General features: G+C 57.1%; 20 protein-coding genes and 1 CRISPR repeat array. Of the genes, 9 read left to right on the top strand and 11 right to left on the bottom strand.

All coding sequences use genetic code 11. The annotated features are described in order from the left end of the window. Position 1: 1 nt before the first annotated feature. The 5 genes from cas8c to cas2 are packed head-to-tail and all read left to right on the top strand — an operon-like array spanning position 2 to position 4,820. On the top strand, positions 2 to 1,945 hold the full coding sequence (cas8c, locus tag COMA2_RS03880) for a type I-C CRISPR-associated protein Cas8c/Csd1 (protein WP_090894839.1): 1,944 nt from the start codon (positions 2 to 4) through the stop codon (positions 1,943 to 1,945). A 2-nt stretch (positions 1,946 to 1,947) separates the two neighbouring features. Next, on the top strand, positions 1,948 to 2,832 hold the full coding sequence (cas7c, locus tag COMA2_RS03875) for a type I-C CRISPR-associated protein Cas7/Csd2 (protein ID WP_090894837.1): 885 nt from the start codon (positions 1,948 to 1,950) through the stop codon (positions 2,830 to 2,832). Between the two features lie 22 nt (positions 2,833 to 2,854). Then, positions 2,855 to 3,481: a CRISPR-associated protein Cas4 gene (gene cas4 / locus COMA2_RS03870; protein WP_090894835.1), complete on the top strand. Its 627-nt coding sequence runs from the start codon at positions 2,855 to 2,857 to the stop codon at positions 3,479 to 3,481. A gap of 7 nt (positions 3,482 to 3,488) precedes the next feature. Further along, positions 3,489 to 4,520 (top strand): type I-C CRISPR-associated endonuclease Cas1c, encoded by a 1,032-nt coding sequence (gene cas1c, locus COMA2_RS03865; RefSeq protein WP_090894833.1) that lies wholly within the window; start codon positions 3,489 to 3,491, stop codon positions 4,518 to 4,520. Positions 4,521 to 4,529: 9 nt separating this feature from the next. Then, entirely contained in the window at positions 4,530 to 4,820 is a 291-nt protein-coding gene (cas2, locus tag COMA2_RS03860) for a CRISPR-associated endonuclease Cas2 (protein WP_090894832.1), read from the top strand. Between the two features lie 178 nt (positions 4,821 to 4,998). After that, a CRISPR array of direct repeats spans positions 4,999 to 5,893; the repeat unit is 37 nt; unit sequence GTAGCGCCCGCTCGAAAGGGCGGGCGAGGATTGAAAC. 1,147 nt (positions 5,894 to 7,040) lie between these two features. On the opposite strand, the gene COMA2_RS03855 is transcribed toward cas2, so the two are convergent. Continuing rightward, a complete protein-coding gene (locus tag COMA2_RS03855) occupies positions 7,041 to 7,694 on the bottom strand; it encodes a uracil-DNA glycosylase (protein ID WP_090894830.1) in 654 nt (217 codons plus the stop codon). Positions 7,695 to 7,786: 92 nt separating this feature from the next. Between COMA2_RS03855 and COMA2_RS03850 the strand changes: the two genes are divergently transcribed. After that, entirely contained in the window at positions 7,787 to 8,407 is a 621-nt protein-coding gene (locus tag COMA2_RS03850) for a hypothetical protein (protein WP_090894828.1), read from the top strand. Between the two features lie 332 nt (positions 8,408 to 8,739). Here COMA2_RS03850 and COMA2_RS03840 read toward each other — a convergent pair whose 3' ends face one another. The 5 genes from COMA2_RS03840 to COMA2_RS03820 form a co-directional block, all read right to left on the bottom strand. Further along, complete coding sequence (locus tag COMA2_RS03840; protein ID WP_217490611.1) at positions 8,740 to 10,056, bottom strand: hydroxysqualene dehydroxylase; 1,317 nt, start codon at positions 10,054 to 10,056, stop codon at positions 8,740 to 8,742. Then, entirely contained in the window at positions 10,053 to 10,913 is an 861-nt protein-coding gene (hpnD, locus tag COMA2_RS03835; RefSeq protein WP_090894822.1) for a presqualene diphosphate synthase HpnD, read from the bottom strand. Before hpnD ends, COMA2_RS03840 begins: the two co-directional genes overlap by 4 nt. Beyond that, on the bottom strand, positions 10,910 to 11,851 hold the full coding sequence (locus COMA2_RS03830) for a cobalamin-binding protein (protein WP_090894820.1): 942 nt from the start codon (positions 11,849 to 11,851) through the stop codon (positions 10,910 to 10,912). The genes hpnD and COMA2_RS03830 overlap by 4 nt, the downstream gene beginning before the upstream one ends. 4 nt (positions 11,852 to 11,855) lie before the next feature. Further along, positions 11,856 to 12,539 (bottom strand): HAD family hydrolase, encoded by a 684-nt coding sequence (locus tag COMA2_RS03825; RefSeq protein WP_090894818.1) that lies wholly within the window; start codon positions 12,537 to 12,539, stop codon positions 11,856 to 11,858. Between the two features lie 125 nt (positions 12,540 to 12,664). After that, on the bottom strand, positions 12,665 to 13,426 hold the full coding sequence (locus tag COMA2_RS03820; RefSeq protein ID WP_090894817.1) for an SH3 domain-containing protein: 762 nt from the start codon (positions 13,424 to 13,426) through the stop codon (positions 12,665 to 12,667). Positions 13,427 to 13,697: 271 nt separating this feature from the next. On the opposite strand from COMA2_RS03820, the gene COMA2_RS03815 reads away from it, so the two are divergent. The 3 genes from COMA2_RS03815 to COMA2_RS03805 all read left to right on the top strand — a co-directional run bounded on the left by COMA2_RS03815 (position 13,698) and on the right by COMA2_RS03805 (position 15,994). Then, positions 13,698 to 14,111 (top strand): secondary thiamine-phosphate synthase enzyme YjbQ, encoded by a 414-nt coding sequence (locus COMA2_RS03815; protein WP_090894815.1) that lies wholly within the window; start codon positions 13,698 to 13,700, stop codon positions 14,109 to 14,111. A gap of 127 nt (positions 14,112 to 14,238) precedes the next feature. Beyond that, positions 14,239 to 15,255 carry a hypothetical protein gene (locus COMA2_RS03810; protein ID WP_139077027.1) on the top strand — a complete coding sequence of 339 codons (1,017 nt, stop codon included), beginning with the start codon at positions 14,239 to 14,241 and terminating at the stop codon, positions 15,253 to 15,255. Positions 15,256 to 15,346: 91 nt separating this feature from the next. Continuing rightward, positions 15,347 to 15,994, top strand: coding sequence for a cysteine rich repeat-containing protein (locus tag COMA2_RS03805; RefSeq protein ID WP_090894811.1), 648 nt, complete (start codon positions 15,347 to 15,349; stop codon positions 15,992 to 15,994). A 141-nt stretch (positions 15,995 to 16,135) separates the two neighbouring features. Here COMA2_RS03805 and COMA2_RS03800 read toward each other — a convergent pair whose 3' ends face one another. The 5 genes from COMA2_RS03800 to COMA2_RS03780 form a co-directional block, all read right to left on the bottom strand. After that, positions 16,136 to 17,533, bottom strand: a complete 1,398-nt coding sequence (locus tag COMA2_RS03800) for a serine/threonine-protein kinase (RefSeq protein ID WP_090894810.1) — start codon at positions 17,531 to 17,533, stop codon at positions 16,136 to 16,138. Positions 17,534 to 17,619: 86 nt separating this feature from the next. Further along, positions 17,620 to 18,468 (bottom strand): PHP domain-containing protein, encoded by an 849-nt coding sequence (locus COMA2_RS03795; protein ID WP_090894808.1) that lies wholly within the window; start codon positions 18,466 to 18,468, stop codon positions 17,620 to 17,622. After that, positions 18,465 to 19,403 (bottom strand): dihydroneopterin aldolase, encoded by a 939-nt coding sequence (folB, locus tag COMA2_RS03790; RefSeq protein ID WP_090894806.1) that lies wholly within the window; start codon positions 19,401 to 19,403, stop codon positions 18,465 to 18,467. The genes COMA2_RS03795 and folB overlap by 4 nt, the downstream gene beginning before the upstream one ends. Positions 19,404 to 19,486: 83 nt before the next feature. Further along, positions 19,487 to 21,043, bottom strand: coding sequence for an HD-GYP domain-containing protein (locus COMA2_RS03785; protein ID WP_175304374.1), 1,557 nt, complete (start codon positions 21,041 to 21,043; stop codon positions 19,487 to 19,489). 5 nt (positions 21,044 to 21,048) lie between these two features. Further along, positions 21,049 to 22,848, bottom strand: a complete 1,800-nt coding sequence (locus COMA2_RS03780) for a HEAT repeat domain-containing protein (protein ID WP_090894803.1) — start codon at positions 22,846 to 22,848, stop codon at positions 21,049 to 21,051. Positions 22,849 to 22,899 lie beyond the last annotated feature (51 nt).

Raw genomic sequence — 22,899 nt, 5'->3', positions numbered from 1 at the left:
CATGAGCTGGATTCAAAAACTTAACGAAACATACGAGCTATGTGCCGGGTTGCCACAATTCAGCAGCAATCCTCTACTTCCTATCAGTCACACGACGCAGCAGGCGCACATCGAAATTGTGATTGATGGTAGCGGCAATTTCCGGCGAGCCAACGTGGTCAGCAAGGCAGATCAAACGACGCTGATTCCGTGCACCGAGGAGTCTGGGGGGCGGGCCGGAAGTAAACCCAAAAATCATCCTCTATGCGACAAGCTCCAATACGTGGCTGGTGACTATTGGGAACTGGGTGGTGAAGTAACTATTGGGTTCGCCAAAGAGAAGGAAGAACCTCACTGCAGCTACTTGAAGGATTTGGAGGCATGGGGAGCGTCGCCGGAAGGTCACTACAAGCTTGCCGCAATTCTGACCTATGTTCGAAAAAAACACGTGGTTCACGACCTGGTACGTGAAAGACTCTTGCCTTTAGATTCGCAGGGGAAGCTGCTAAAAAAATGGAATGGTGACAAGAAGAATGTACCGGCGATATTCAAAGTCATACCTGCAGGGTCTAGCCCAGAAGATGCCTTCATCCGCTGGCACGTAGAACTTGCCAACGATCCCGAGACTGCGATCTGGAAAGACAAAGAAATCATCGATGCCTGGATTCGTTACTACGCCAGCCAGCAGAGCAAACGCGGGCTATGTATGGTCACAGGAAATGAAGCCATACTTGCTGAGCAGCACCCTGCCAAGCTTCGGAACGCGGGTGACAAGGCAAAGCTGATTTCTTCCAATGACACCAGCGGATACACTTTTCGCGGACGCTTCAGTGATGCCGTCGAAGCCTGCGGCGTTGGGTTCGTAGTTACTCAACAAGCCCATAAGGCTTTGCAATGGTTGCTTGATTTTGAACGCAGACAGGCATTCCGCAACGGAAATCAGGTCATCGTGGCCTGGGCCGTATCCGGCAAGCCTCTGCCTGACCCGTTTGCCAACTCCGCCCAGATGTTTGGCTTGGAATCCAGAGAGGAGGATGCCACGCCCGTGTATCAAGGGGATGCAGGTCAGGCCTTTGCTGTCAGGCTGAAAAAATATATCGCCGGCTATCGAACACGCCTCGGCTCGACGGATGCAATTGTGGTCATGGGGTTAGACTCGGCCACGCCCGGACGCATGGCCATCACCTATTACCGGGAACTAACCGGCTCGGAATTCCTTGAACGTATTCAGCTATGGCACGAGTCCTGTGCCTGGCATCAGAGCTTTGGCAAGAACTTGAAGTTTGTAGGCGTTCCCTCGCCGAGAGATATCACTGAGGCCGCCTATGGTCGTCAAGTGGAAGGCAAGTCAGGCGAGAAGCTTCGCAAGGCTACGGTGGAACGGCTTCTTCCCTGCATCATCGATGGGCGACCTATACCGCGAGACCTTGTGGAATCCACGGTACGCAGAGCAGTCAATCGGCTGGGGCTTGAGAAATGGGAGTGGGAGAAAAACTTGGGTATCGCCTGCGCTCTATTTAGAGGACATCACAAGCAAAGGAGTTACGAAATGGCATTGGAGTTAGACAGAACATCCCGGGATTACCTCTTCGGGCGCCTCCTGGCCGTAGCGGAACGCATCGAAGATATGGCGCTGTATTTAGCCAAGGAAAATCGAGGCACCAGCGCAGCTAAGCTCATGCAGCGCTTCGCCGACCATCCTTATTCTACATGGCGGACCATCGAGCTCTCTCTGGCACCTTACAAGGCTCGACTTCGCACAAGGTTACCAGGCTTTCTTGTCAATATGGAAAAACTCCTCGACGGAATCATCTGCACATTCAGGGGACAAGATTTCATGAGTGAAGCAAGGCTTTCAGGCGAATTCCTCCTGGGATACCACTGTCAGAGACAAGCCCTATGGTCAAAGCCCGAATCGACCAACGCTGAAGAATCCACCGAGACCCAAACGGATCAAGGAGAGTAATGATGACAATACTTCAAAACAAGATCGACTTTGCAGTAGTGCTTCGTGTTAAACGGGCCAATCCAAATGGCGACCCGCTTAATGGAAATCGTCCCCGCACCGACTATGACAACTACGGAGAAATGACCGATGTTTGCAACAAGCGGAAGATCAGGGATCGGTTGTTGGAGAGATGGGTTGCTGCTGGCAAAAAAGAAGATGACGGGAACGAGATCTTTGTGCAGTCGGATGACCGCAAAGAAGATGAATGTAAAAGTCTTCGAGCACGTGCCGAAGCTGGCTTGGGCAACAAGCTTGGCTCGCCCCAGACTGTCGAATTGGCATGCAAGAAGTGGTTGGATGTACGTGCTTTCGGTCAACTGTTCGCACTGAAAGGTGGCAAGAAGACCAAGAAAGGCGAGGAAAATGAAGGCGACGGCGATACCGGTATCTCCATTGGAATTCGTGGCCCGGTCACTGTCCAATCCGGATTCAGTGTAGCGCCTATCGACATTGCGAGCACCCAGATAACCAAGAGTGCGAGCGGTGAAGACACTAAGGACGGCAAAAGAAGTTCCGACACAATGGGTACAAAGCACCGTGTTGAAAATGGGGTGTACGTTTTCTTCGGGAGTATGAATCCTCAATTGGCGAAAAAGACAGGGTTTAGTGATGTAGATGCCGAGGCTATTAAACAAGTACTGCCGAGGCTCTTTGAAAATGATGAATCCTCAGCGCGTCCAGCAGGCAGCATGGAGATTCTTGAAGTAATCTGGTGGAAGCATAATTGCAAAGCGGGTCAGTACTCCTCCGCCAAGGTTCATCGCACGCTGACTGTGAAGCCCGATGGCGGTATTGAGCTTGCTTCGCTCAACGGGCTCACGCCAGAGCGTATTGATGGTTTTTGACCGGGACGGGAGCTGACGTTCGATGACTGACGCAAGCGACGATCCCATCATGATCTCCGCGCTGGAGCATTGGAGCTATTGCCCGCGCCAGTGTGCGCTGATCCATATCGAACAGACGTTTGACGAGAATCTCTACACCATGCGTGGACAGGCCGTTCATAAGCGCGTGGATGAACCGGAGTCTGAAATCGTAGACGGTGTTCGCGTCGAACGGGCGGTGCCGCTCTGGTCGAAACGGTTGGGGTTGATCGGTAAGGCGGATGTGGTGGAATTCCACGGAGAGACGCCCTATCCCGTGGAATACAAGCACGGGCCACGGCGAGAGAAGGAACATGACGACCTCCAAGTCTGTGCTCAGGCGCTATGTCTGGAGGAGATGATGGGCAAGGAGGTGCGGCGCGGCGCGATCTATCATCACAGCTCTCGGCGTCGCCGCGAAGTGGTCTTTACGCCGGAACTGCGTCGGCATGTCGAAGAGGTCATCGCCGAGGTTCGCCGAATGCTGGAGAGCGGCACGCTTCCGCCTCCGGTGAATGACCGTCGCTGTGAACACTGTTCGTTGCGGGAGTCGTGCATGCCGTCTGTCATTGGTGAGCAACAGCGAGCGCGAGTCCTCGTGCGCGGACTGTTTGTCGCGAAGGGAGGCTGAAGGCCGCATGCAACAATTGCTGAACACGCTCTATATCACGACCGATGGCGCTTACGTGCGTGTGGATCATGACACGTTGAAGATCGAGGTTGAGAAGGAGACCAAGCTGCAAGTGCCGCTGCATCACATCGGTGGCGTCGTCTGCTTCGGCGATATCATGATCAGTCCGGCAGCGATGGCCCGTTGCGCGGAGGATGGGCGGTTCGTGGTGCTGCTGGATCGGAATGGGCGGTTCAAGGCGCGGGTGGAGGGGCCGGTCAGCGGCAATGTGCTTTTGCGGTGTGCCCAGCATGCCGCGATGAAGAATACTGAGCAAACGCTCGCCATTGCGCGGAATATCGTTGCCGGGAAGATCCAGAATACGCGACAGGTGGTATTGCGGGGGGCGAGAGAGGCGGATGATGCCACCGATGTCGCGCCATTGAAAGCGACCGGCGAAGCGCTCGGCAATGCTTTAGGTCGGCTGCCGTTGTGTGAAAACTTAGATGTTCTAAGAGGGATCGAGGGGGAATCAGCTCGTGTGTACTTCGGGACGTTCGATCGCATGGTGAAGGAAGATCGCCCCACGTTTACGCTGGACGGACGACATCGCCGCCCACCGCGCGATCCGGTGAATGCGTTGCTGTCGTTTCTGTATGCGCTCCTGATGAACGATTGCGTGGCCGCCGTGGAGGGGGTGGGGCTTGATCCACAGATGGGATTTCTCCATGCCTTGCGGCCGGGCCGTGCGGCATTGGCGTTGGATCTCATGGAAGAGCTGCGCAGCGTCTTGGCGGACCGCCTGGTGCTGACGTTGATCAATCGGCGTCAAGTCGCGGCCAAACATTTCCAAGCTCGGCCCGGTGGCGCCGTCCATCTGGAGGATGAGGCGAGGAAGGACGTCATCGTCGCGTACCAGAAACGCAAGCAAGAGGAAATCACGCATCCGGTGCTGGATCAGAAGATGCTGTTGGGACTCGTGCCGCACATCCAGGCCCGCTTGCTGGCGCGTGTGCTGCGCGGCGATCTGGAGGCCTATCCACCGTATTTGCACCGGTAGGGAGGATCGATGAATGTGCTCATCACCTATGATGTCTCGACGGAGACCCCGGCTGGCCGTAGGCGGCTTCGCAAAGTCGCGCTGGCGTGCCTGGATTTTGGACAACGGGTGCAGAAATCCGTCTTCGAATGCTCGGTTACCGAGATGCAGTATGAGGAGGTGATGCGGCGATTATTGGACATCATTGAAGAAAAAGAAGACAGTCTGCGGGTGTATCGCTTGATTGAGCCGAAGGAGAAATATGTGCAGGTCTACGGGGTGAATACCGCGGTTGATTTCGAGGAGCCGTTGGTGTTGTAAGCGCGGACCACGAGCGCTGAGGAAAAGCCGGAAGGATCGCGATGCAGCTAACTTATTGTGCGAGCAAGACATTCAGTGAATGTGAAGGGAGCGTGGTGTCGGAATATCGGAGTGTTTTCCTAGGTTCGCGGAGAAAACTCCATAAGTCATCGGTAGTAGAGGGTTTTCGAGTAGTACTGTAGCGCCCGCTCGAAAGGGCGGGCGAGGATTGAAACCGCTCCACACCGAGCTCCTCAGCCAGTCGGTGCTGCGTAGCGCCCGCTCGAAAGGGCGGGCGAGGATTGAAACTCTCTGGCGTCATGTGATGCTCCTCGCCCGAGTGGTAGCGCCCGCTCGAAAGGGCGGGCGAGGATTGAAACTATCTCCATCCGTCGTGCGTCCCGCTGGATCAGGGTAGCGCCCGCTCGAAAGGGCGGGCGAGGATTGAAACCACTGAGGACGAACACGAAATCAAAGGCTCGGCGGGTAGCGCCCGCTCGAAAGGGCGGGCGAGGATTGAAACACATTGGGCAAGAGTTGTCGATCTGAGAGTAGGCCGTAGCGCCCGCTCGAAAGGGCGGGCGAGGATTGAAACTGCGGACAGGCAGGAGCCGATAAAATACCTCATCGTAGCGCCCGCTCGAAAGGGCGGGCGAGGATTGAAACTCTGTCTCTACTCTCCTCTGTCTCTGAGCCCCCAGTAGCGCCCGCTCGAAAGGGCGGGCGAGGATTGAAACACGGTCCATAGTCTCACTCATTGTGGCTCCTTGGGTAGCGCCCGCTCGAAAGGGCGGGCGAGGATTGAAACGCACACCGCAGAGGCTCATCCTCATAGGCTCACCGTAGCGCCCGCTCGAAAGGGCGGGCGAGGATTGAAACTCGGCCATCCGGGAGATCCGGCGCGTCCCCATCTCCGTAGCGCCCGCTCGAAAGGGCGGGCGAGGATTGAAACATAATTCTCTCCTCGCCCGAGTGGTGGAGAGCCGGTAGCGCCCGCTCGAAAGGGCGGGCGAGGATTGAAACGTCGTAAAAACGAGATTGAGAGGGCCTACCGTGGGTAGCGCCCGCTCGAAAGGGCGGGCGAGGATTGAAACAGAGAAAGCCCACTCCGAGAAGTAGTACACACGTGCAGCCGTGTTCCCCGCGCGAGTGGGGATGAACCGGCTTGGACAAGAACGGTGTTGGCGGGTATGAGCCCTGATTCTGCTGGCTGACTTTTCCCGCCTCCTCTTAGACCCCCGATGTTCACTTGGAGGTCCTTGCGCACGGCAATGACTTGTTCATCCCTATGCCGTGTCCTGGTCATGGCTCCCCTTCGGAGAGACTGCTCTCAGCATTTGTGAACGTCCAAGCCAATGGGGTAGTTTCGGAGGGGGGAGGTCGCACAGTCCTTTCGCGTCGTATTTTTAGATTAAATTTCTCAAGTTGTTGATTTTATTGATATGTATATTCTGTTTTCAAGGGAAGGTTCATGCTAAGATTCACCCGCTGCTTTCTTTACGCCATGGAGTCTCACCTGGCGCTAAGAAACTGGGGGAGGTGATGTGGCCATCACCTCCCCTTTCTTTTGCCGCATCGCTTCCTCGTTGTCGTGACGTCAGCCTACCGGTCGGTCTGTCTCTTTTGCCTTATTCTTCCTTTCATGAGGGTGTGCTTTGCGGGGGGTAGCCGGGTTGCATCCGGACACTTTTGCCGATCCATCCTAAGTGAGGGCTGGCCAGAGAAGGGATTCTCTCGCCGATGATGCAGGTTCTCTCTGGTGGTCGAATCGATTGGAAGCGTTGCCGAGGAGGTGTCGATCGAACAGCGACTTGTGCGATGCGATATGGGACTGAGGAAGATCAAGGATGCGGGAAGGTGAGGAGGCGACGTGGCCGACGCCTCCTCATGATGCGACGACTACTTCTTCTTGGCCGCCTTCTTCGCTGGCTTCTTCGCTGCTTTCTTCGTTGCCATGAGCACTCCACCCCCCTTCGATTTCAAAAAATTGTGATCTGATGTGTGTTGTATAGCAGAGTTTGTGCTCCGAGTAAAATCCTCTCTCCACCATTTGTTCCGGTCAGCGGAAATAGAGCAACCCTTGTTCTGTGAATCCCCACTTTCTGGGGGGTACTTTTATCGAGGGGGCCTCGTCTACGATCCGATGGATCTCGGACAAGCTGCATTCGTTATCAGTAACCGTACATGGACAAACAGGGGAAGTAAGGCGAGCGCGAAGCCGGCTGTTTCACCAGACCGCTATCAGAATAAATCCATCTGTGCGGGCTGGGGGGCTTCAATATTCAAGACCGGCGCGGTCGGCCCTGGAGCTGAGCTGGTTGGCTCAGCCGGATTGGAGTGGCGGTCGAGAAACTCTTTGAGTTTCTTGAAATCCTCTTTCAGCGTGCCGAGGAGGTTGCCTTGATGGAGCGCGGCTGCCGGGTGCAGGAGGGGGAACAGCACAAAATCCTTCATATAGAAGGCCTGCGCTTTCACCTTGGTGATACCCACCTTGCGTTCCAAGAGGGTCTGAGTAGCCCAGTTGCCCAGGGTGCAGACCAGCTTCGGTCGAATCAGCTGAATCTGTTGCAAGAGAAACGGCTTACACGTTTCCACTTCGTCCTGCTCCGGATCGCGATTGTTGGGTGGCCGGCATTTGATGACGTTCGCAATATAGATGTGATCGCGCGAGAGACCTGCCGAGGCGAGGAGGTCGTTCAAGAGCTTGCCGGCTGCTCCGACGAACGGTTCCCCTTTCTGATCTTCATTGAAACCCGGCGCTTCCCCGACGAACATGATACTGGCGTGAGGATTCCCGACGCCGAACACAACTTGACTGCGCCCCAGCTTGGCTAGCTTGCACCGCCGGCAATCAACAAGGGATTGCGCGAGGTCTTGGAGAAGAGTAAGTGTCATGAGTCGCGAGGGCAACGAATTAGTCTCGGTATCTTAAAAACGGACAGCCGGGATGTCAATCGAGATAATGAGGTGTCGGAGGAGGCGTGGATATGAAGGTCATGAGTCTTGGAGGTCTGGCGGTCGTGATGATTCCGGCATTGGTATCTGCGGCATCAGTGGAACTGGCGGCGTACAGCGATAGGCCGTTGTGTGAAAAAATGGTGACGTTGCTCGGAGAACGGCTGAATGCCCCCTCCGAGCTATCAAAGACTGTGGAGTGGACGGCGGTGGAGTTGAAGGGAGAGGGACCTAAGATCAGGCGCTGTTCGAGTCTCGATAAGGCGAATATAGATCTGAACAACGATGGGCGCGATGACTTAGTGGTGAAGACCACGTTTTGCATGAAGGGTGTGCCAAGTGATAGCTTCTATGTATTCCCCGCCGATAGTCAGGTCCTCGACCAACTGAGTTGGCAAGACATGCGCCCCCTGTTGGCCACGCAAGACAAGTTCGAACGGACCGGCGGAACATATCCCCTGACATCTCTTCCCATGGACAAGGCATCGACGTCTCCTGCGTTGAGCGCCGTCTTTACGATTCAACCGTTTCGGCTTGATGGTGTTGCTTATATCGGCTTGACCGATGCTCGACGGGAGTGGATGGTCATCGCCAAGTATCGGGGCGGCGAGCGGTTTGAGGATTTGTGCTATCTGCGCGCCGAACCTAATTAAGGTGGTAGCCTTTTGCCGCGAGACAGGTATCTCGCATACTGTTGATCGTCGAAAGGCCATGCAAAGCCCGGGCATGATCGGCAGGGCTCTGGGGTCCGGAACCGAACGGAAACGGAGAACTGGAGCCGTAGAAGTGCTGCTCATTCGCTAACCTCGCTTTATACTCACATTCCATATAGTCCCGCTCCATATCAGATCGGTTGAATCCCGGGGGGTGGCCTCCACGTTCGTAGGGACTCTGCGCACAGCTTCCCACGATCAGCGGAAGCGCAAGCACAACGATTTTGGCCCACGATGCCATGTCATGCTCGTACCATCCAACCATGACAAGGTCAAGCGGGGTGGGCCGAGACGAGCTCCGCACAGCGATGGGCGCTGACGAGTGCGCTCTCGAGATTGGCAGGCCATCCGGTGTCGGTCCATGCCCCGGTCACGAGTAAATTCTCGATGGGACTTTGTTGAAGCGGCCGCAATTGCGCAGCGCCCGGCGCAAGCGACAGAGCAGCATGGTTTTCACGAACGACTGATCGGGCGATCACATCCTCCCTGGCCGTTCCTGAAAACAGCTCGCACATCGCGGTCTGTGCCGTCTCGATCAACTGATCGTCGTTCAACTCAGCGAGGGCGTTTCCGACGGCGGACAGCCGATAGTCACTCTCGCCCGACTCGATCGATGTGCCGGTGAGCTGGTGGAACGGTCGGCCTGAGAGGAGGAGGAGGCGAGATCGTGGTTTCGTCGTGGGGCAGGTCAATCGAATCACGACTTCGCTCAGACTTTTCAGCTCGGTGATCTGGGCGAAGTAGGCGTAGCGTGTCAGCAACCGTTCCGGCATCAGCTGCAGGAGGTTCCGATAGGACAGCGCGATGATGTACCGGTCGGCCCGCAGTCTCGTATCGTCGTGAAGCCGAACTTCGCTCACGCCGGTCTGTCCAAACCGAAGGATCGGTCGATGGGTCAAGGAGACGATCCGCGCATGCCTCTGCTGGAGCGCCTGTTTCATGGGCGCGATAAACCGATGGTCGACGGAGCCGGCCAGGTGTGTGAGCCGCGCGGCCGATGCGTCACGAAGAAACACGGTTGACAGCAGATGAACGAACGTTGCGGCGGAGAGACGTGTCAGTGCGTTGCCCGCCAACCATTGCGCGAGCGGATCCCAAATCCGTTCTCTGGCGTCCGGACTTTGTCCGGCCGCCGTCAGCCATTCATCCGCCGTCCGACTCTCTAAATCTGCCGGGAGAGTTTGAGCTTGTTCCCAAATTTGCTCGACATGGGAGAAGAGTCTCCACCGGTCCTGCCAGGAAAGGCCGTGGAAGCTGAAAAGGCTCATCATCCACTGAAACGCTCCTGGGAGGCGAGCGGACTGATAGGGAGCGATGCGCCCGTCTGGCAGCTGAAATTCCAGTGGAATCGGCCGGTCGGCTTCCGAAGATCCTTCCCGATCGAGCGCGCGAAGGATCCGCCTCGTCTCCTGGTGGCATCCGAGAACGATCGGGGCCGGTTGGGATGCGTCAGTTCGGAATCCATCGCGCCAGTCGGGATGATCGAGCAAGGTGATCTCGTAGCCCCGCTGATGAAGATGGTACGCAGTGGTCAGGCCGGCCAGGCCGGCGCCGAGAACGAGAACGGACTGTGGAGGTGGAGCGGTCACGAGAATCGGGAGCGGAGCCAAATACCTAAGGCAATCACGACCCGTTGGGTTGTGGTGAGGGTGATACGTGGTCCGAAGACCTGATAGTCGGACCGTTCGATCCGTTCCAGGATCCGACTGTAGATGCCGCGCATGATTTCCGCCACCGTCAGCGCGCGACGCTCTTGAGGCGAGAGTCCCTGGAGTGCCGCATCGGCTCTCTTGTAATAGTGGTGCGCTCGTGACGCCTCATATTCCATCAACGCTCGAAACTCAGCTGAATAGCTCCGATTAAGCATGGATTTCTCGGGATAGTTCCACTTCTGCAAGTCATCCAACGGCAGATAGATCCGGCGTTCGGCGGCATCCGTTCCGACATCGCGAAGGATATTCGTCAGTTGGAAGGCCATGCCGAGCGCCACCGCATAATCCTGCGCGCGCGCCGATGTGACACCGAAGATATGCAAACAGATGAGGCCCACCACCGAGGCGACGCGATAGCAATAGAGCGACAATTCATCGAACGTCCCATACCGATTGTTGAACAGATCCATTTCGACGCCTTTGATCAACTCTTCGAAGTACGCTTTCGGAATGCCCAAGATTTTCACGTGGTAGGCGAGGCTCACCATGATGGGAATGGTCGGGATGCCGGAATACACCGCGTCCAGTTCCTCGCGCCAGCGCTTCAGCTCATCTTTGGGGTTGCTCCCGGCAGCCGGTTCGTCGACGGCGCTGTCGACGGCTTTGCAGAAGGCATAGACCGTGTACATGGCATCGCGTTTGGCTTTGGGAAGGAAGAGGAACGAATAGTAAAAATTGCTGCCGCTCTTCTTTGTGTAGGCCGTGCAATAGGCTTGTGCTTCAGCGGCCATCATGATGCGCAACTCCCGATCAGCGTCGAGGTCTCAAGTTTGATCGCGTGGGCCGGGTCAAGCGGATGGTCAGGCGTCGGGTGGAGGATGGCCGCGAGCAGTTCCACGCCGTCGACGAGCCGAGGGCCTGGGCGGCTGAAGAAGGAGGTTGCATCGACGACGTACAGATCCGGCCACTGTTCGCAAGCCCGCCGCCATGCGTCACCGGTTTGTCCGACGCGCCTGAGCTCGTTGACCGTACGTTCGACGGAGTACCCGCAAGGCATTATGAGGACGACGTCGGGTCGAGCGGCTTCCACGGCGCGCCATGTGGTTTCATGCGAGGGAGTCTCCCGAGATCCGAGGACATCGAGACCCCCGGCGAGCGCAACCATTTCCGGAACCCAGTGGCCTGCGACATAGAGAGGATCCAGCCATTCAAGACACGCCACGCGCGGGCGCTCGGGCATCCTACTGGTTTGTGCGCGTACGTGGTCCACTCGACGCCGGAGTTCCTGGGTGAGCGCCTGTCCCTTCGCGCGTACACCCGCCGCATCGGCGATGCGCTCAATATCATGGAGCATGTCGTCCAAGGTGGTCGGGCTGAGCGTGAGCACGTCGGGTCGATGTTGAAGCGACTCGATCACGCGTGTGAGCTGGTCCGGCGTGACTGAGCAGACGTGACAGAGGTCTTGCGTTAGGATAAGGTCCGGACGGGCTCGGCGCAAGGCGTCTTCATCGAGTCGATAGAGTCGCTGTCCTGACGCCACCAGTTCTTTGACCTGCCGGTCGATTTCTCCGCCGGATCCTCCGTCCTTTCCAACCAGGGGTTCGATCATGACGGGAATCCGTCGAACCGAGGCAGGAAAGTCGCATTCGTGGCTGATGCCGACCAATCGGTCGGCCAGATCGAGCGCGGCGATGACTTCTGTCGCCCCAGGGATGAGTGAGCAGATTCGCATTGTTTTATGTCGGCCATAAGCGGGCACGCACATCCTGGAGGCGTGTCTCGCTCAAACCGGAGCTGATGGCATCGGCCTCATGAAGGTCTTGTGCCGTGTGCGTATTGGTCACCGCCAAGACCTTCATTCCCGCCGCTTTCGCGGCCCGGATGCCGGGGAGGGAATCTTCGATGACCAGGCATGAATGCGGGAAAATGGCTGCAGCGGACTGATGACGGTTCAATCCGGTCAGGGCCTGCAGGAACGGTTCAGGATTCGGTTTGCCCTGCGCAACATCCTCCGCGCTGGTAATGTGGCCGAACGCTTTTCGGATTCCGATTTGTTCCAGCACCAACTCGATCTCAGCGCGCAAGGCGCCCGAGGCGATGGCAATGGGGTAGGTGGCCGCGGCAGCTTCGACAAACTCTCTGACGCCTGGGAAAATCACGAGGTGATCTTGGATCGAGGTCATATAGGCGGCGGCCTTTTTCGCCATCAACTCTTGGAGAAGCGAGGGAGAGGTCGGTCGGCGATTGATTCGGAGTGCCTCCAGAATGCATCCGCGATCGTCGAAGCCGAGATAGTCCGCATAATAGTCTTGTTCGGTCAAATTGATCTCGATGTCTGCCAAGGTTCGGCGCAGACTTTCAAAGTGCAGCGGCTCGGTGTCGGCGATGACACCGTCGAAGTCGAAGATCACGGCGTGCATGGATTCCCGTGGCTCGTGATGTCTCACCTACCATGATGGAGGCGCGAACGGGCGGCATTATAGCACAGAGGGCGGCGATGTGATCGCCGCCCTCTGTGCGTGGAGGGTCTCGTGCGAACAGGCGATCAGGGCTTCAATTTAAGCTGCTTTTCCATCAGCCAACCTTTTGTGCCGAAATCACTACGGACGGAATAGACCCAGTCATTTCCCTGCAGGTCGCCGTCAAGAATCGTGAGCGCGGTTCCCGGCGGAATGGCCGGTCCCGGCCTTGTCCGTTCGGCATCCTGAGTCAGGACCACTTTCCCGCCGGGATTCGTGGGATTTGCAAGTACACTGACCCGTTGCCCTTCGCTGAACAGCGGAGTCGGTGTCGCGGTGATAGGCGCAACCGGTGCGGGTGACGGCAAGGCTTGTATCGGAGCGGGGGTCGTCGGCATCGGCTGGATGGCCGGAGGTTCGGGAACGGGAGCCGTCGGCGGCGCTGCGGCCTGCGGTGCTTCGACCGGCGTTTCAGCGGGTGGAGTCGAAACAGGGGCTTGAGGCTGAGCGGCCGGCGCAGGTTTCGGCGGCGCCGGTCTGCGGGCGACAGGCGGTTGAGGTGGTGGGGCCGGCGATTCGCCGAGAAGCGGCCCCACATAGTCCATGATCATCTCCGGCTCCATCGCGACATAGGCGCCGCCGCCGATCAATACCAACAGAAGTACCCACAGAAGCGGGCGCCCGCTCGACTTTTTAGGCGGGTTTGGAGGCGAAGGTGATCGAATCGTGGTGGTCTGTTCCAACTCCTCTTCCGTGAATTCCAAGTCCGGTTCCGGCTGACGAGCAAACAACAGGCTCCACGTCAGAGGACTGCCGGCCAACGACGGGCCCCCAGCGATAGCAAACATCAAGCACCTCCCTCCAGCGGAACAGCATCGTACAATCTAGAAAAATACTTATCACCAAGCCCATAGGCTGTCAATTTTGTACCAATATTCAGCAGCGTCTATTCTGGTACGGATGTACACTCACCAGGATCATACATGGGATTAAGACGTGAGCGCAGGGCCCGGCCGATGCCATGTCTTCGGGCACGCAGTGGAACATGCAAGAGAAGAGAATCGTTCAGGCCTCTTGCATGTCTGTCGAGGCGGCAGGCACAATACTGTGGCAACGGTCATGAAGTCCTACCGCGAAGAACTCTGGTTTGAAACACAGACCAGACGGGCCTATATCAATATCACGCCCCATATCGAGGCAGTGGTACGGAAGAGCGGAATACGGGAAGGCCTCGTGCTGGTGAACGCGATGCACATTACCGCCAGTGTGTACATCAATGACGATGAGTCGGGTTTGTTAAGGGACTACGACGATTTCCTGGAACGGCTTGCTCCTCACGACGCGGTCTATCGGCACAATGACACAGGCGAAGACAACGGCGATGCTCATCTGAAACGCCAAGTAATGGGGCGTGAAGTCGTCGTCGCGCTCACCGGGGGCAAGCTTGATTTCGGCCATTGGGAACAAATTTTTTACGGCGAGTTCGACGGACGTCGTCGTAAGCGGGTACTTGTGAAGATTATCGGTGAATAGGGATGAGCGTCGTCATGTCTATGCGAGGTAGGGGTAATCGTCCGGAGGCTTGCATGGGAAGGAAAAGTTTGGCAACATGCGTTTTGAGCCGTCGAGCCATGGCCGTGGGCTCGTACAGTAGGGAGCCATGATGTTAGGCTGGTCTCGCCCTGATCCACTCACCCGGGATCTCATTCATCTCATCAATGCCCGTCGCCACGATCATGGCGACACCGATGATGCGATCGATACCTTGCAGGCGTTTCTTGAGCAAGGACGCGAGCATGATCTACTGACCGTGCTGGCGGCGCTTGACGAAGAAATGGCCGAATGGCTCTTTGATCTGGTCGCCGAGGCCAGCTGCACGTTGTTGTTGGACGGACCAGACGACGAAAAGCCGGCCTACGGCACGATGGCGGCGCTGGAGCTTCCTCTGCAGGCGAACTTAACCGCGCCGCTCAAACTGAAGATTGATCCGATCGCCACGGCCGATCTCTTGCATAAGTCTCTTCAGCTCCCCGCGGGAACGGTTGTTCGCGTGGAGTCGCGCCTTTTGACCGATGCCACCTTGGAGATGTTGAACCTGCAAATGTTCCATGACCACCTTGTGACGGTCACCGATTCCAGACGCGTCCAGTCCGTGGCGGCGCGGTTGCTTCCTCCCGTCGAAAATACGGCATTTCTTCTGTTTGAGCTGATCGGCGCTCCGGACCCAGGGTTGCCCGATGCGTGGGAAGATGAACAGCGCCGTGAGATTCTCGAAGGGCTGGTGAAGCAATGTCCCGAACTGGCGTGCGCGCCCGATACCATCGAGGCGCCGGTTTATGCGGCGTATGCGATGTTTGACGCGCAGAACGCGGTGAGGCTGCATCACCTTGCCGATGAGACGGCTGCAGTGTGGCGAGAGCTGGATCCGCTTGTCAGGTCCCGCACCATCGTCCATCTTCATACGCAATGCGGGAATGGGGTCTATATGCCGGTATGGACCGATCTGTTCGATCCGGAGCTCCCGGAAGAGCATGGTCCGGTCTGGACCTCCCCTGATGTCTGGGTGTTTACCGCCGATCTGCCGATCGAATGGCCGGGAGAGATGTTGACCAATCGGCTCTTGGCGGAAGGTTGCACCAGGTTCGAAAACCATATCGTGGAGACTCCGGACAACTAGTTTCCCTCGCTCCTGCCTTTTGCTCTTTCCGTGTTCTTCAAGCCGGTTGGTTCGGCGGACCGCACAGGCCCTGCGAAAAACTTCTGTTTCGATGATTTTTCCGCAGCGTTATTTTATCCTCACCGTGATGAAGGCCGCCGGCGCCGAAGAACGATTCGGGAATGTGATCACGAACTCCATCTCGGTGGCGGGGTTGGTCTTAGTTTGGACCGTCATCTGGGCGAACCTCCCATCGAAGGAAGAGCTCCTCTCGGCACAATCGACTTCCTCGCTTGCTGCTACGCAGCGCGTCCCTGAGCTCGATCTCACGATTCCAGGCGTGACCAGGCAGCCGGCTGACCGTCCGGCAGGAGCGGGAAAATCGGAGTCGGCGGCCACTCACGGTGGCGTATCCGTTCCGCGCGACAGCCGTGCCAGGCAAATCGCGGAAATGAAGTGTGAGGCCGAGGTCCAGCAGTACTGTCCCGATTCGCTTTCAGGAGAAGACCGGCGACATTGTGTCGTGCAGCGCATGAAACGATTGGACCCTCCCTGTCAACAGATCGTACGGCAACGGCTGGTACGTTGGACGGAAGCCGAAGGGTATGGGCTTGCCTGTGTCGAAGATGTGAAGCGGGTCTGTCTAACCGTGCAGCCAGGCGACGGCCGTCTCCTGCGATGTTTGCAAGAGCATGAGCAGGAGCTTTCAGAAAGCTGCTACCAAAGCTTACCTAAAGGGCGTCTCCACTTACGAAACTGAAGATCGGCATACCGGGCATCGTTCCTTCATGGCCGTTGTGTTGTGTCCCGCCGGCAACCTGAGACGATTCAGAGACAACGATGGAGAGGAGTCGTTCGAGCTGAACACTCGCGAAGAGTCGAGAGAAGGAACACCCCGTATTTATGCAGCCAACCCTTCAAGACAGGACCGGAGTGCCATGGCGAACTCGCCGGCGCGGCGATAGCGAAGGGCCGGATCCTTTTGCAACGCTTGATCCAGGACTTTCTTTACGATGGGAGAGAGATCCGGTCTGATGGCTTTCACGCTGAGATGCGGCGTGTGAGCGATGGCAAACAGTAAGGCTGAGACGTTGTCCGCAATAAAGGGAGGCCGACCGGTCAGGAGTTCGAACATGACGACGCCGAGCGAAAAAATGTCCGATCGCCCATCCACCTTTTTCCCGGAAATCTGCTCAGGGGACATGTAGGTGGGAGTTCCCAGCACAATGTTCGTCTGCGTTTTCGACGACGTCGCCATTTTGGCGATGCCGAAGTCCATGATCTTGACGGCCTCGTCGGTGGTCAGCATGATGTTCGCCGGTTTGATGTCGCGATGCACCACCCCCTGCTGATGGGCATAGTCCATCGCGTCGGCGACGGTCGCCAGTATCGGAATCAGTTTTTCGAGCGGCAGGAGATGCGGTTTCCGCGACCACTGCTTGAGCGTGGTACCCTGAAGCATCTCCATGGCGATGTAGCCGAGGTCGTCTTCCTCCCCGGCATCGAAGATGGTGACGATATTGGGGTGAGACAATCGCCCGGTGGATTCCGCTTCAAGAAAGAACCGAGCCTTCACTTCCTGCAGTTTATCGTGGTCGTCGATCTCGTCCAGCCGCATGGTCTTGATCGCCACGAATCGCTGGATCGTCGGATCTTTTCCCAGATACACCACTCCCATCGAACCACGCCCCAACTCCTTTAACACCTTATACCGACCGAGCGTGCCGGGTGGACCGTTTTGCGTGGTGTGGATGGACGCCGCGGTCTCAGCTTCACGACCGGCATGTTCCGAATCGAGCTCGGCGGTATCCTCCGCCGATGGTCCAGGTGCTTGACGTCGAGTCGATGGCACAGGCTTCACGAAAAAGCGGCGAAGGGCGTCACGATGCAGAAGCCAGGCAGCCGTGATCCAGATCCCACTCAGCGTCAATGCCGCAGCGTACGCCAGGGCATAGTGTGTGGGATCCACGGAGTCGAGAAGCGAAAGCCCGGTGATCCGGAGGATCTTATCCGTCACAATCACCATAAACAGGGTCGTGACCGGAAGGACCAGTTGTCGCAAAAATGAGAAACCTCGTCCGTTATCCGGCATCTGGAGAAATGCGCGGAGCGAAAGAATGCAGAGAGCGACCACCCCTATTCCTTCAACGATGAAGTAAATGGTTTGGGAGCCGGTCAAGCCGAACAGCGAGAGGGGAAACGACTCGGCCGCCGGTAGTTTGCGCAGTACGGGACCGGCAAAGAGGGCAACCAGCGCGACCAGCGCATATTGAAGGGTCCAGCGTGACGCGTTGACCATGGTGATGAGATCTGAAGATAGTCAGAGTCTAGCGGATACCGAAGGAGAGTCAATGGATCGGAGGAAATCCACGAGCGGATATTGCGCTAGAGTCGCCCAACGGCTTCTTTCATCTTAGGCAGCAGCAAGGGCGGGATGTGCAGCGTGCCCTTCCCGATGCCGACTTCGATATCAGGTTTTGTGAGACCATGAAAATCGCTTCCGCCGGTCACCAAGAGACCGAGTTGCTGAGCCAGGTTGAGGTATTCTCGAGTTTGTCGCGCAGCATGAGTGCTATAGTACACCTCTACACCGTCGAGCCCGTCCGCTTTGAGTTGTCGAACCAAATCGACCAGCGACCGATCTGCGACCTTGACCCACGTCGGGTGAGCCAGGACGGCCAGTCCGCGAGCGGCTTTGATCCAGCGAATGGCTTCTGCAGGGCTCGGGAGCTCCCGAGGAACGTAGGCCGGTTTTCCATCGGCAAGAAACCGATCAAAGGCCTCTTTCGCGGAGGCGACGACGTGTTTGTCCATCAAGACACGGGCGATGTGCGGCCTGCCGATCGAGTCCGTGTTCGCGAGTGCGCGGACTTCGTCGTACGTAATCTCGACTCCGAGAGCCTGCAATCGTTCAATGATCTGAGGGTTCCGGCGGTGACGAGCGTCTCGCAGCGTCTTCAGGCGAACAAGTAAGTCGGAGTCTTGCCGGTCAAGAAAATATCCGAGAATGTGCAATTCGGAGTTGCCGGCAAGCGAGCTGATTTCCACGCCGGGTATGATCTCGATTCCACACTGTTGTCCGACCTCAATGGCCTCGGTGACGCCCGTCATGATGTCATGATCGGTGATCGCCAAGGCCGTCACCCCTGCTTGATGCGCCATATGGACCACCTCAGTGGGCGTGCAACTTCCGTCGGAATGGGTGGTATGCAGATGAAGGTCCAGGCGGCTCATGTCGTCGGTCCTACAGTTAGGGGTTTCAGCGCCGCAAGTTGGGCTGTGTAGACGGACTCTGCTCCGTTCACTCCTTCATGGAGTCCTTCATCATAATGGAGAATGCGGAGGTCTGGGAGAAGGCGTACGAGTTCACCCTGTGCAAGACAAAATTCTCGACGCTTTGGATGGTGGTGCCGGATATGGTTGTCAAGGGTAAAAGTTTCATACAGCAAAACCCCGCCGGGCTTAAGCGCGTCAACGAGAGAGGGGAAGAGGGGGCGGTGCAGGTAAAAGAAGATGAGAATGGCGTCGTATGTTTCATGCCCTAGTGGCGGATTCTGCGTCGGCGGCTCCAGATCGAACACTCGCGAACTGATGCCGGTGAGGTGTCGTGCTCGGGCGCCGGACGAAAGGCGTGCGAGGGCCTGTTCGTCGCGGTCGACGGCGTCGACCTGGTAGCCAAGCGAGGCGAGGAACAGCGCGTGACGCCCGCTGCCGGAAGCCACATCGAGGACCCTGCCTTTGGGAAGCCGGTGAAGTTGCCGGACGAGAAACCGGGCCGGTGGGGGATCTGTTCGGAGGATGTGCTGTGTGAGCCTTGTGCGCTCAATGCGAATCCCCACGGAACGGGTCACGTTGGAAATCGGAGGATGCAGCTTTCGCAACCACAGCTTGATGCGATTGATCGGGAATTCATCAAACAGGGCGGCCATGAGTCGTTCCGCCAGCGTTTCCAGCAGCTGAGACTCCTGTACGGTTCCGATGTCGACGACTCGCTCGGCCACTTTTGCGTAGTCGATCGTATGAACAAGGTCGTCGGACAACCCTGCTGCTTCCAGTCGATAGTCTAATTCCAAGTCGAGAGCGAGGGGTTGCGGGCGAGCGCGTTCCTCGGGCGTCACACCGCAGCGGCCGCGAAATTCCAATCGTTCGATGACGACATGTCCCCCCATGTGCGCATTGTCGAAGATCGGATTTCAGACTGTCAAGCGAGGAACAGGACGTGTGGGGGCGAGAGGGGCGCGGTGCATGGCGGCTAGACGAAGTAACGGCTCGTATCGAATTTATGCTCCGTATTGTCAACCAATCGAATGATGCTGTGGCGGTACTCGCCGGTGTCGTCCTTTTCAGTCAAATCCAACTCGGGACCGTGCTCGATGGGAGTCCCCTCTGCATCGGTGATGACTTTCACGACCGGCCGTTCGCTCTCGGTCGTGTCGGCGGCAGGCTTGAGTACGACGGCGAATTCATCGGAATCGAGAACGACCAGGCTTCCGATCGGAATGATTCCCACGCAATTGACGAACAGTTTCAGCAAGGTCGCGTCGAAACTTTTCCCTGATTTCGCCAGCATCATAGTGAGTACTTTCGAGGGCGACATCGGTTCTCGGCGGTACACGCGAGACGATGTCATGGCATCGTAACAATCGGCGATCGTGAGAATGCGTCCCGTCAGAGACAATTTCCACGGTGTCTTTAATTTGGGATAGCCGGAATAGTCCAGGTTCATGTGGTGTTCGAAGGATGCCGCCGCCATGCGCGCCGGAAGGTTGGTGATGCCACGTAACTGCGTGAGACTCAAAACGCCTTCCGTGGGGTGATTGCGCATCATCGTCCACTCGTCTTCCGTAAACTCACCCGGTTTATTCAAGACTTCCAGTGGAATGGTCGACTTCCCCATGTCATGAAACAGCGCAGCCAAGCCGAGATCGGCCAGCTCGACTTTCGGATACCCGGCTCTGTTTGCGAGCGCGATGGAGAGCAGCGAGACGTTGACGGAATGGTTATGGGTATATTGATCATGGCAGCGAAGCGTGGTGAGGCCCAGCATGATCGACTCGTCCTGCATCATCAAGTCGACGATATTTTGAATGGCGCGTTTGGCCTGCTTGAAGTTCAGAGCTTTGCCGTCGCGGGAGGACTGAGTTAGATTGCCGACGGCATCGGCGGCTTTCCCATACGCGGTTTTTGAGCGCGCTTTGTGGTGGGTTTTCGAATTTCTGTTTTCCGGAAGATCTTCTTTGAGGTTGAGCAATCGAGGGTCGTTCAGTTCGATGCCGGCCACGGCCAGGTTGCTCAATTCCCGTCGGAAGTCCTCGATCGATTTCGTGGCGGGGTCGAGAGTGACGAAGAGGTGGGCAAACTCTCGAAGGTCCTTGGAGGAGACCGAAGAGGCAAACGTCAGGCCGCCGATCTTCCACTTTTTCAAGGCGTCGAGGATGCTTGAGACGACGAGCATTTGTTGCGCCGTCACTTTCAGATGGTTCTCGCCGAGGAAGAGGAAATCGTCCTGCACCCACAACGTGACCGGTCGGTCGTGGGCGAGGGTTTCAATGAGTGTCAACATCGTTTCGACGGGCTTGTCGAGCGCGGCGTTGGCTCGGCCATGAATTTTTGAGGTCTTAATCAGCGTATTCAACTGTGTAATGAGCTGGAATCCCAGCATCACCAACTGTTGGTCGAGGATATCTCCGGCTTCCGACCCTTGGCCGATCTTCCGTGACAACGACTTTTCGTGTGTCAGGAGCGGCTGGCTCTGATCGTGGGTGGGCGGGTTTCCCAGAGACTGTGACTGGCCTTCTTTCACGATCATGTTTCCTAGTGTATGGAACCGGTTGCGGGGAGGCTGCGTTGGAGCCGTTGAGCTTGTGACAATGCCGCGGCACAGGCCTGACGAACCGCAGCATTTCCCTTCTTGGCCCCAAGGGAGAGCGCGGCGCTGGCGGCAGGGGTGGCAAGTTTCCCGAGCATTTCTGCTCCCAGTACCGCCAGCTCTTCTTTTTTCTTCCGATTCATCCAGGTCCATTCGGTCATCAGGCCTTGCCAATAGGGAACCGCTTCGTCGCCGCACGTGGCGCGGACAGCCTGGAAGACGGCTCGTCGCTCATTGATCGGGCGATCCATAAACCCTTCTTCCGACAGAAGCGGGGACCATTGGGAAAAGGGAATGGTGTATTGGCCGGACATGAGCAGCTTCAGCGCGGCAAAGCGAACCCCATCGTCCTCGTCGGTCGAAAGGGAGACGAGTTTTGAGCCATTGCCGTTAGGGCGGAACAGGCCGAGGGCACGAACGACTTCCCGACGCACCTGCGCGTCGGGATAGCGGGTCAATCGTTCAACTGCATCGGCGAACTTGGGATTGTTCCACTTGATGAGAATCGAAAGCAGATTGCGAACATACCCAGGCCTCCGATCCGATAACCCTCGCAACAAGGGATCGGGATGGTCTTTCGCGAGGGTGACGAGGGCTTCCGACACAATGGCTTGATGGACCGGTGACGTGCTGTTCGCGAGAAGCGAACAGAGTGCGGGGACGGCATCCGGCTTCATTAGCAGGAAGATGGTAGAGAGCCCTTTCACCTCGGCGTCCGGGTGCTGGTTGAGGTAACCCTCTATCATCTTCACTCGTTCCGTGCGGCCGAGTCCGTCGAGGAGCGAGGCCAACTGTTGTTTGTGCTCCTCGCCAAGATCCGGCCGCACGGCATCCGTTTCGTGGAGGAGACTTAAGACGTTCTCCAATACCGTCCATTTGCCCTCGCGGAGAAGGGATTCCACGACGGTGCCCCACAGGCTGAAAAGTTTCGTCAGCAACGCGGGAGACTTCTCTGAGGCCAGGATTGCGGTCAACATGTCCAGGATGTACATGAGGCTGTCTTGTTTTCGCTCTCCCTCGATCTCTTGCGCGAGGAGGGCCAGCTCCTCTTCCGTGACTTCATAGCCTGTAAGTCCGGACTGGAAACGGTTTTTGGCGTTTCCGGAACTGCCGCTCTCAGCGTGGGTACCTTCTTTGATGCGCTTTTTTCGTTCTCGCTCCCGATCCAGCAACTCTCTGAGCGTTGAATCGGACGAACTCATGCTACTGTCAGGGTGGTTCACGCCGTCGTTCGCTACCGACGACTTTGAGAGTTCTTCGGCCGTGGCGATGGTGATCGTCGACAGATTCCGAGACCATAGGCGTGTGACGATATCATCGTCGTCCTCGACTGAGTCGCCGTTGCTCCATAGGGAGGCGAGGAAAAGGGACAGATCCTCTTGCGTAAGACCTTCGTGCAGGACGAGCTCTCGGATGCCATCGGCGTATAGTTTGAAGGCGAGACTCTCGCTTCCTCCATCCCGCTCTGCCTGGTAGACGACCGTGTCCCTGCACAGCAATTCGGATCGTTGAACCAGCAACGTCAGTCTTGAATAAGCAGTGAGGTGATCGGTTAATTCTTGGAATAATTGCTGCGTAAATTTCTGGGCAACGGGATTCGTTGAGCCGTACGTCCGATTCGATTTGGCCGTCTTGTCCAGCAGTTTTAATACACGTTTGACGGAGACCATCTCTGGGTCTTCAGCCGTGCGTGTGGCGACTGCTGCGGCCATCATGTCTTGAGCCGTTTTGAGGTCCGTTGTCATAGGTAAGACCTACCGGTAGGTCGCAGCTTCGTCAAGAAAATCGCCGTTCTT

Origin of the sequence: Candidatus Nitrospira nitrificans (assembly GCF_001458775.1) — a bacterium.
In the GTDB taxonomy this organism is placed as follows: Bacteria; Nitrospirota; Nitrospiria; order Nitrospirales; family Nitrospiraceae; genus Nitrospira_D; species Nitrospira_D nitrificans.
This window is presented reverse-complemented; position numbering and strand designations above follow the sequence as displayed.

Excerpts from the sequence above, each read along its gene's own strand:
- cas7c (WP_090894837.1), top strand. The coding sequence starts at position 1,948 with ATGACAATACTTCAAAACAAGATCGACTTTGCAGTAGTGCTTCGTGTT.
- COMA2_RS03780 (WP_090894803.1), bottom strand. The coding sequence starts at position 22,848 with ATGACAACGGACCTCAAAACGGCTCAAGACATGATGGCCGCAGCAGTC.
- COMA2_RS03805 (WP_090894811.1), top strand. The coding sequence starts at position 15,347 with ATGATTTTTCCGCAGCGTTATTTTATCCTCACCGTGATGAAGGCCGCC.
- cas2 (WP_090894832.1), top strand. The coding sequence starts at position 4,530 with ATGAATGTGCTCATCACCTATGATGTCTCGACGGAGACCCCGGCTGGC.
- cas1c (WP_090894833.1), top strand. The coding sequence starts at position 3,489 with ATGCAACAATTGCTGAACACGCTCTATATCACGACCGATGGCGCTTAC.
- COMA2_RS03795 (WP_090894808.1), bottom strand. The coding sequence starts at position 18,468 with ATGAGCCGCCTGGACCTTCATCTGCATACCACCCATTCCGACGGAAGT.
- COMA2_RS03830 (WP_090894820.1), bottom strand. The coding sequence starts at position 11,851 with ATGCGAATCTGCTCACTCATCCCTGGGGCGACAGAAGTCATCGCCGCG.
- hpnD (WP_090894822.1), bottom strand. The coding sequence starts at position 10,913 with ATGATGGCCGCTGAAGCACAAGCCTATTGCACGGCCTACACAAAGAAG.
- cas4 (WP_090894835.1), top strand. The coding sequence starts at position 2,855 with ATGACTGACGCAAGCGACGATCCCATCATGATCTCCGCGCTGGAGCAT.
- COMA2_RS03815 (WP_090894815.1), top strand. The coding sequence starts at position 13,698 with ATGAAGTCCTACCGCGAAGAACTCTGGTTTGAAACACAGACCAGACGG.
- COMA2_RS03810 (WP_139077027.1), top strand. The coding sequence starts at position 14,239 with ATGATGTTAGGCTGGTCTCGCCCTGATCCACTCACCCGGGATCTCATT.
- COMA2_RS03855 (WP_090894830.1), bottom strand. The coding sequence starts at position 7,694 with ATGACACTTACTCTTCTCCAAGACCTCGCGCAATCCCTTGTTGATTGC.
- COMA2_RS03800 (WP_090894810.1), bottom strand. The coding sequence starts at position 17,533 with ATGGTCAACGCGTCACGCTGGACCCTTCAATATGCGCTGGTCGCGCTG.
- folB (WP_090894806.1), bottom strand. The coding sequence starts at position 19,403 with ATGGGGGGACATGTCGTCATCGAACGATTGGAATTTCGCGGCCGCTGC.
- COMA2_RS03850 (WP_090894828.1), top strand. The coding sequence starts at position 7,787 with ATGAAGGTCATGAGTCTTGGAGGTCTGGCGGTCGTGATGATTCCGGCA.
- COMA2_RS03820 (WP_090894817.1), bottom strand. The coding sequence starts at position 13,426 with ATGTTTGCTATCGCTGGGGGCCCGTCGTTGGCCGGCAGTCCTCTGACG.
- COMA2_RS03785 (WP_175304374.1), bottom strand. The coding sequence starts at position 21,043 with ATGATCGTGAAAGAAGGCCAGTCACAGTCTCTGGGAAACCCGCCCACC.
- cas8c (WP_090894839.1), top strand. The coding sequence starts at position 2 with ATGAGCTGGATTCAAAAACTTAACGAAACATACGAGCTATGTGCCGGG.
- COMA2_RS03825 (WP_090894818.1), bottom strand. The coding sequence starts at position 12,539 with ATGCACGCCGTGATCTTCGACTTCGACGGTGTCATCGCCGACACCGAG.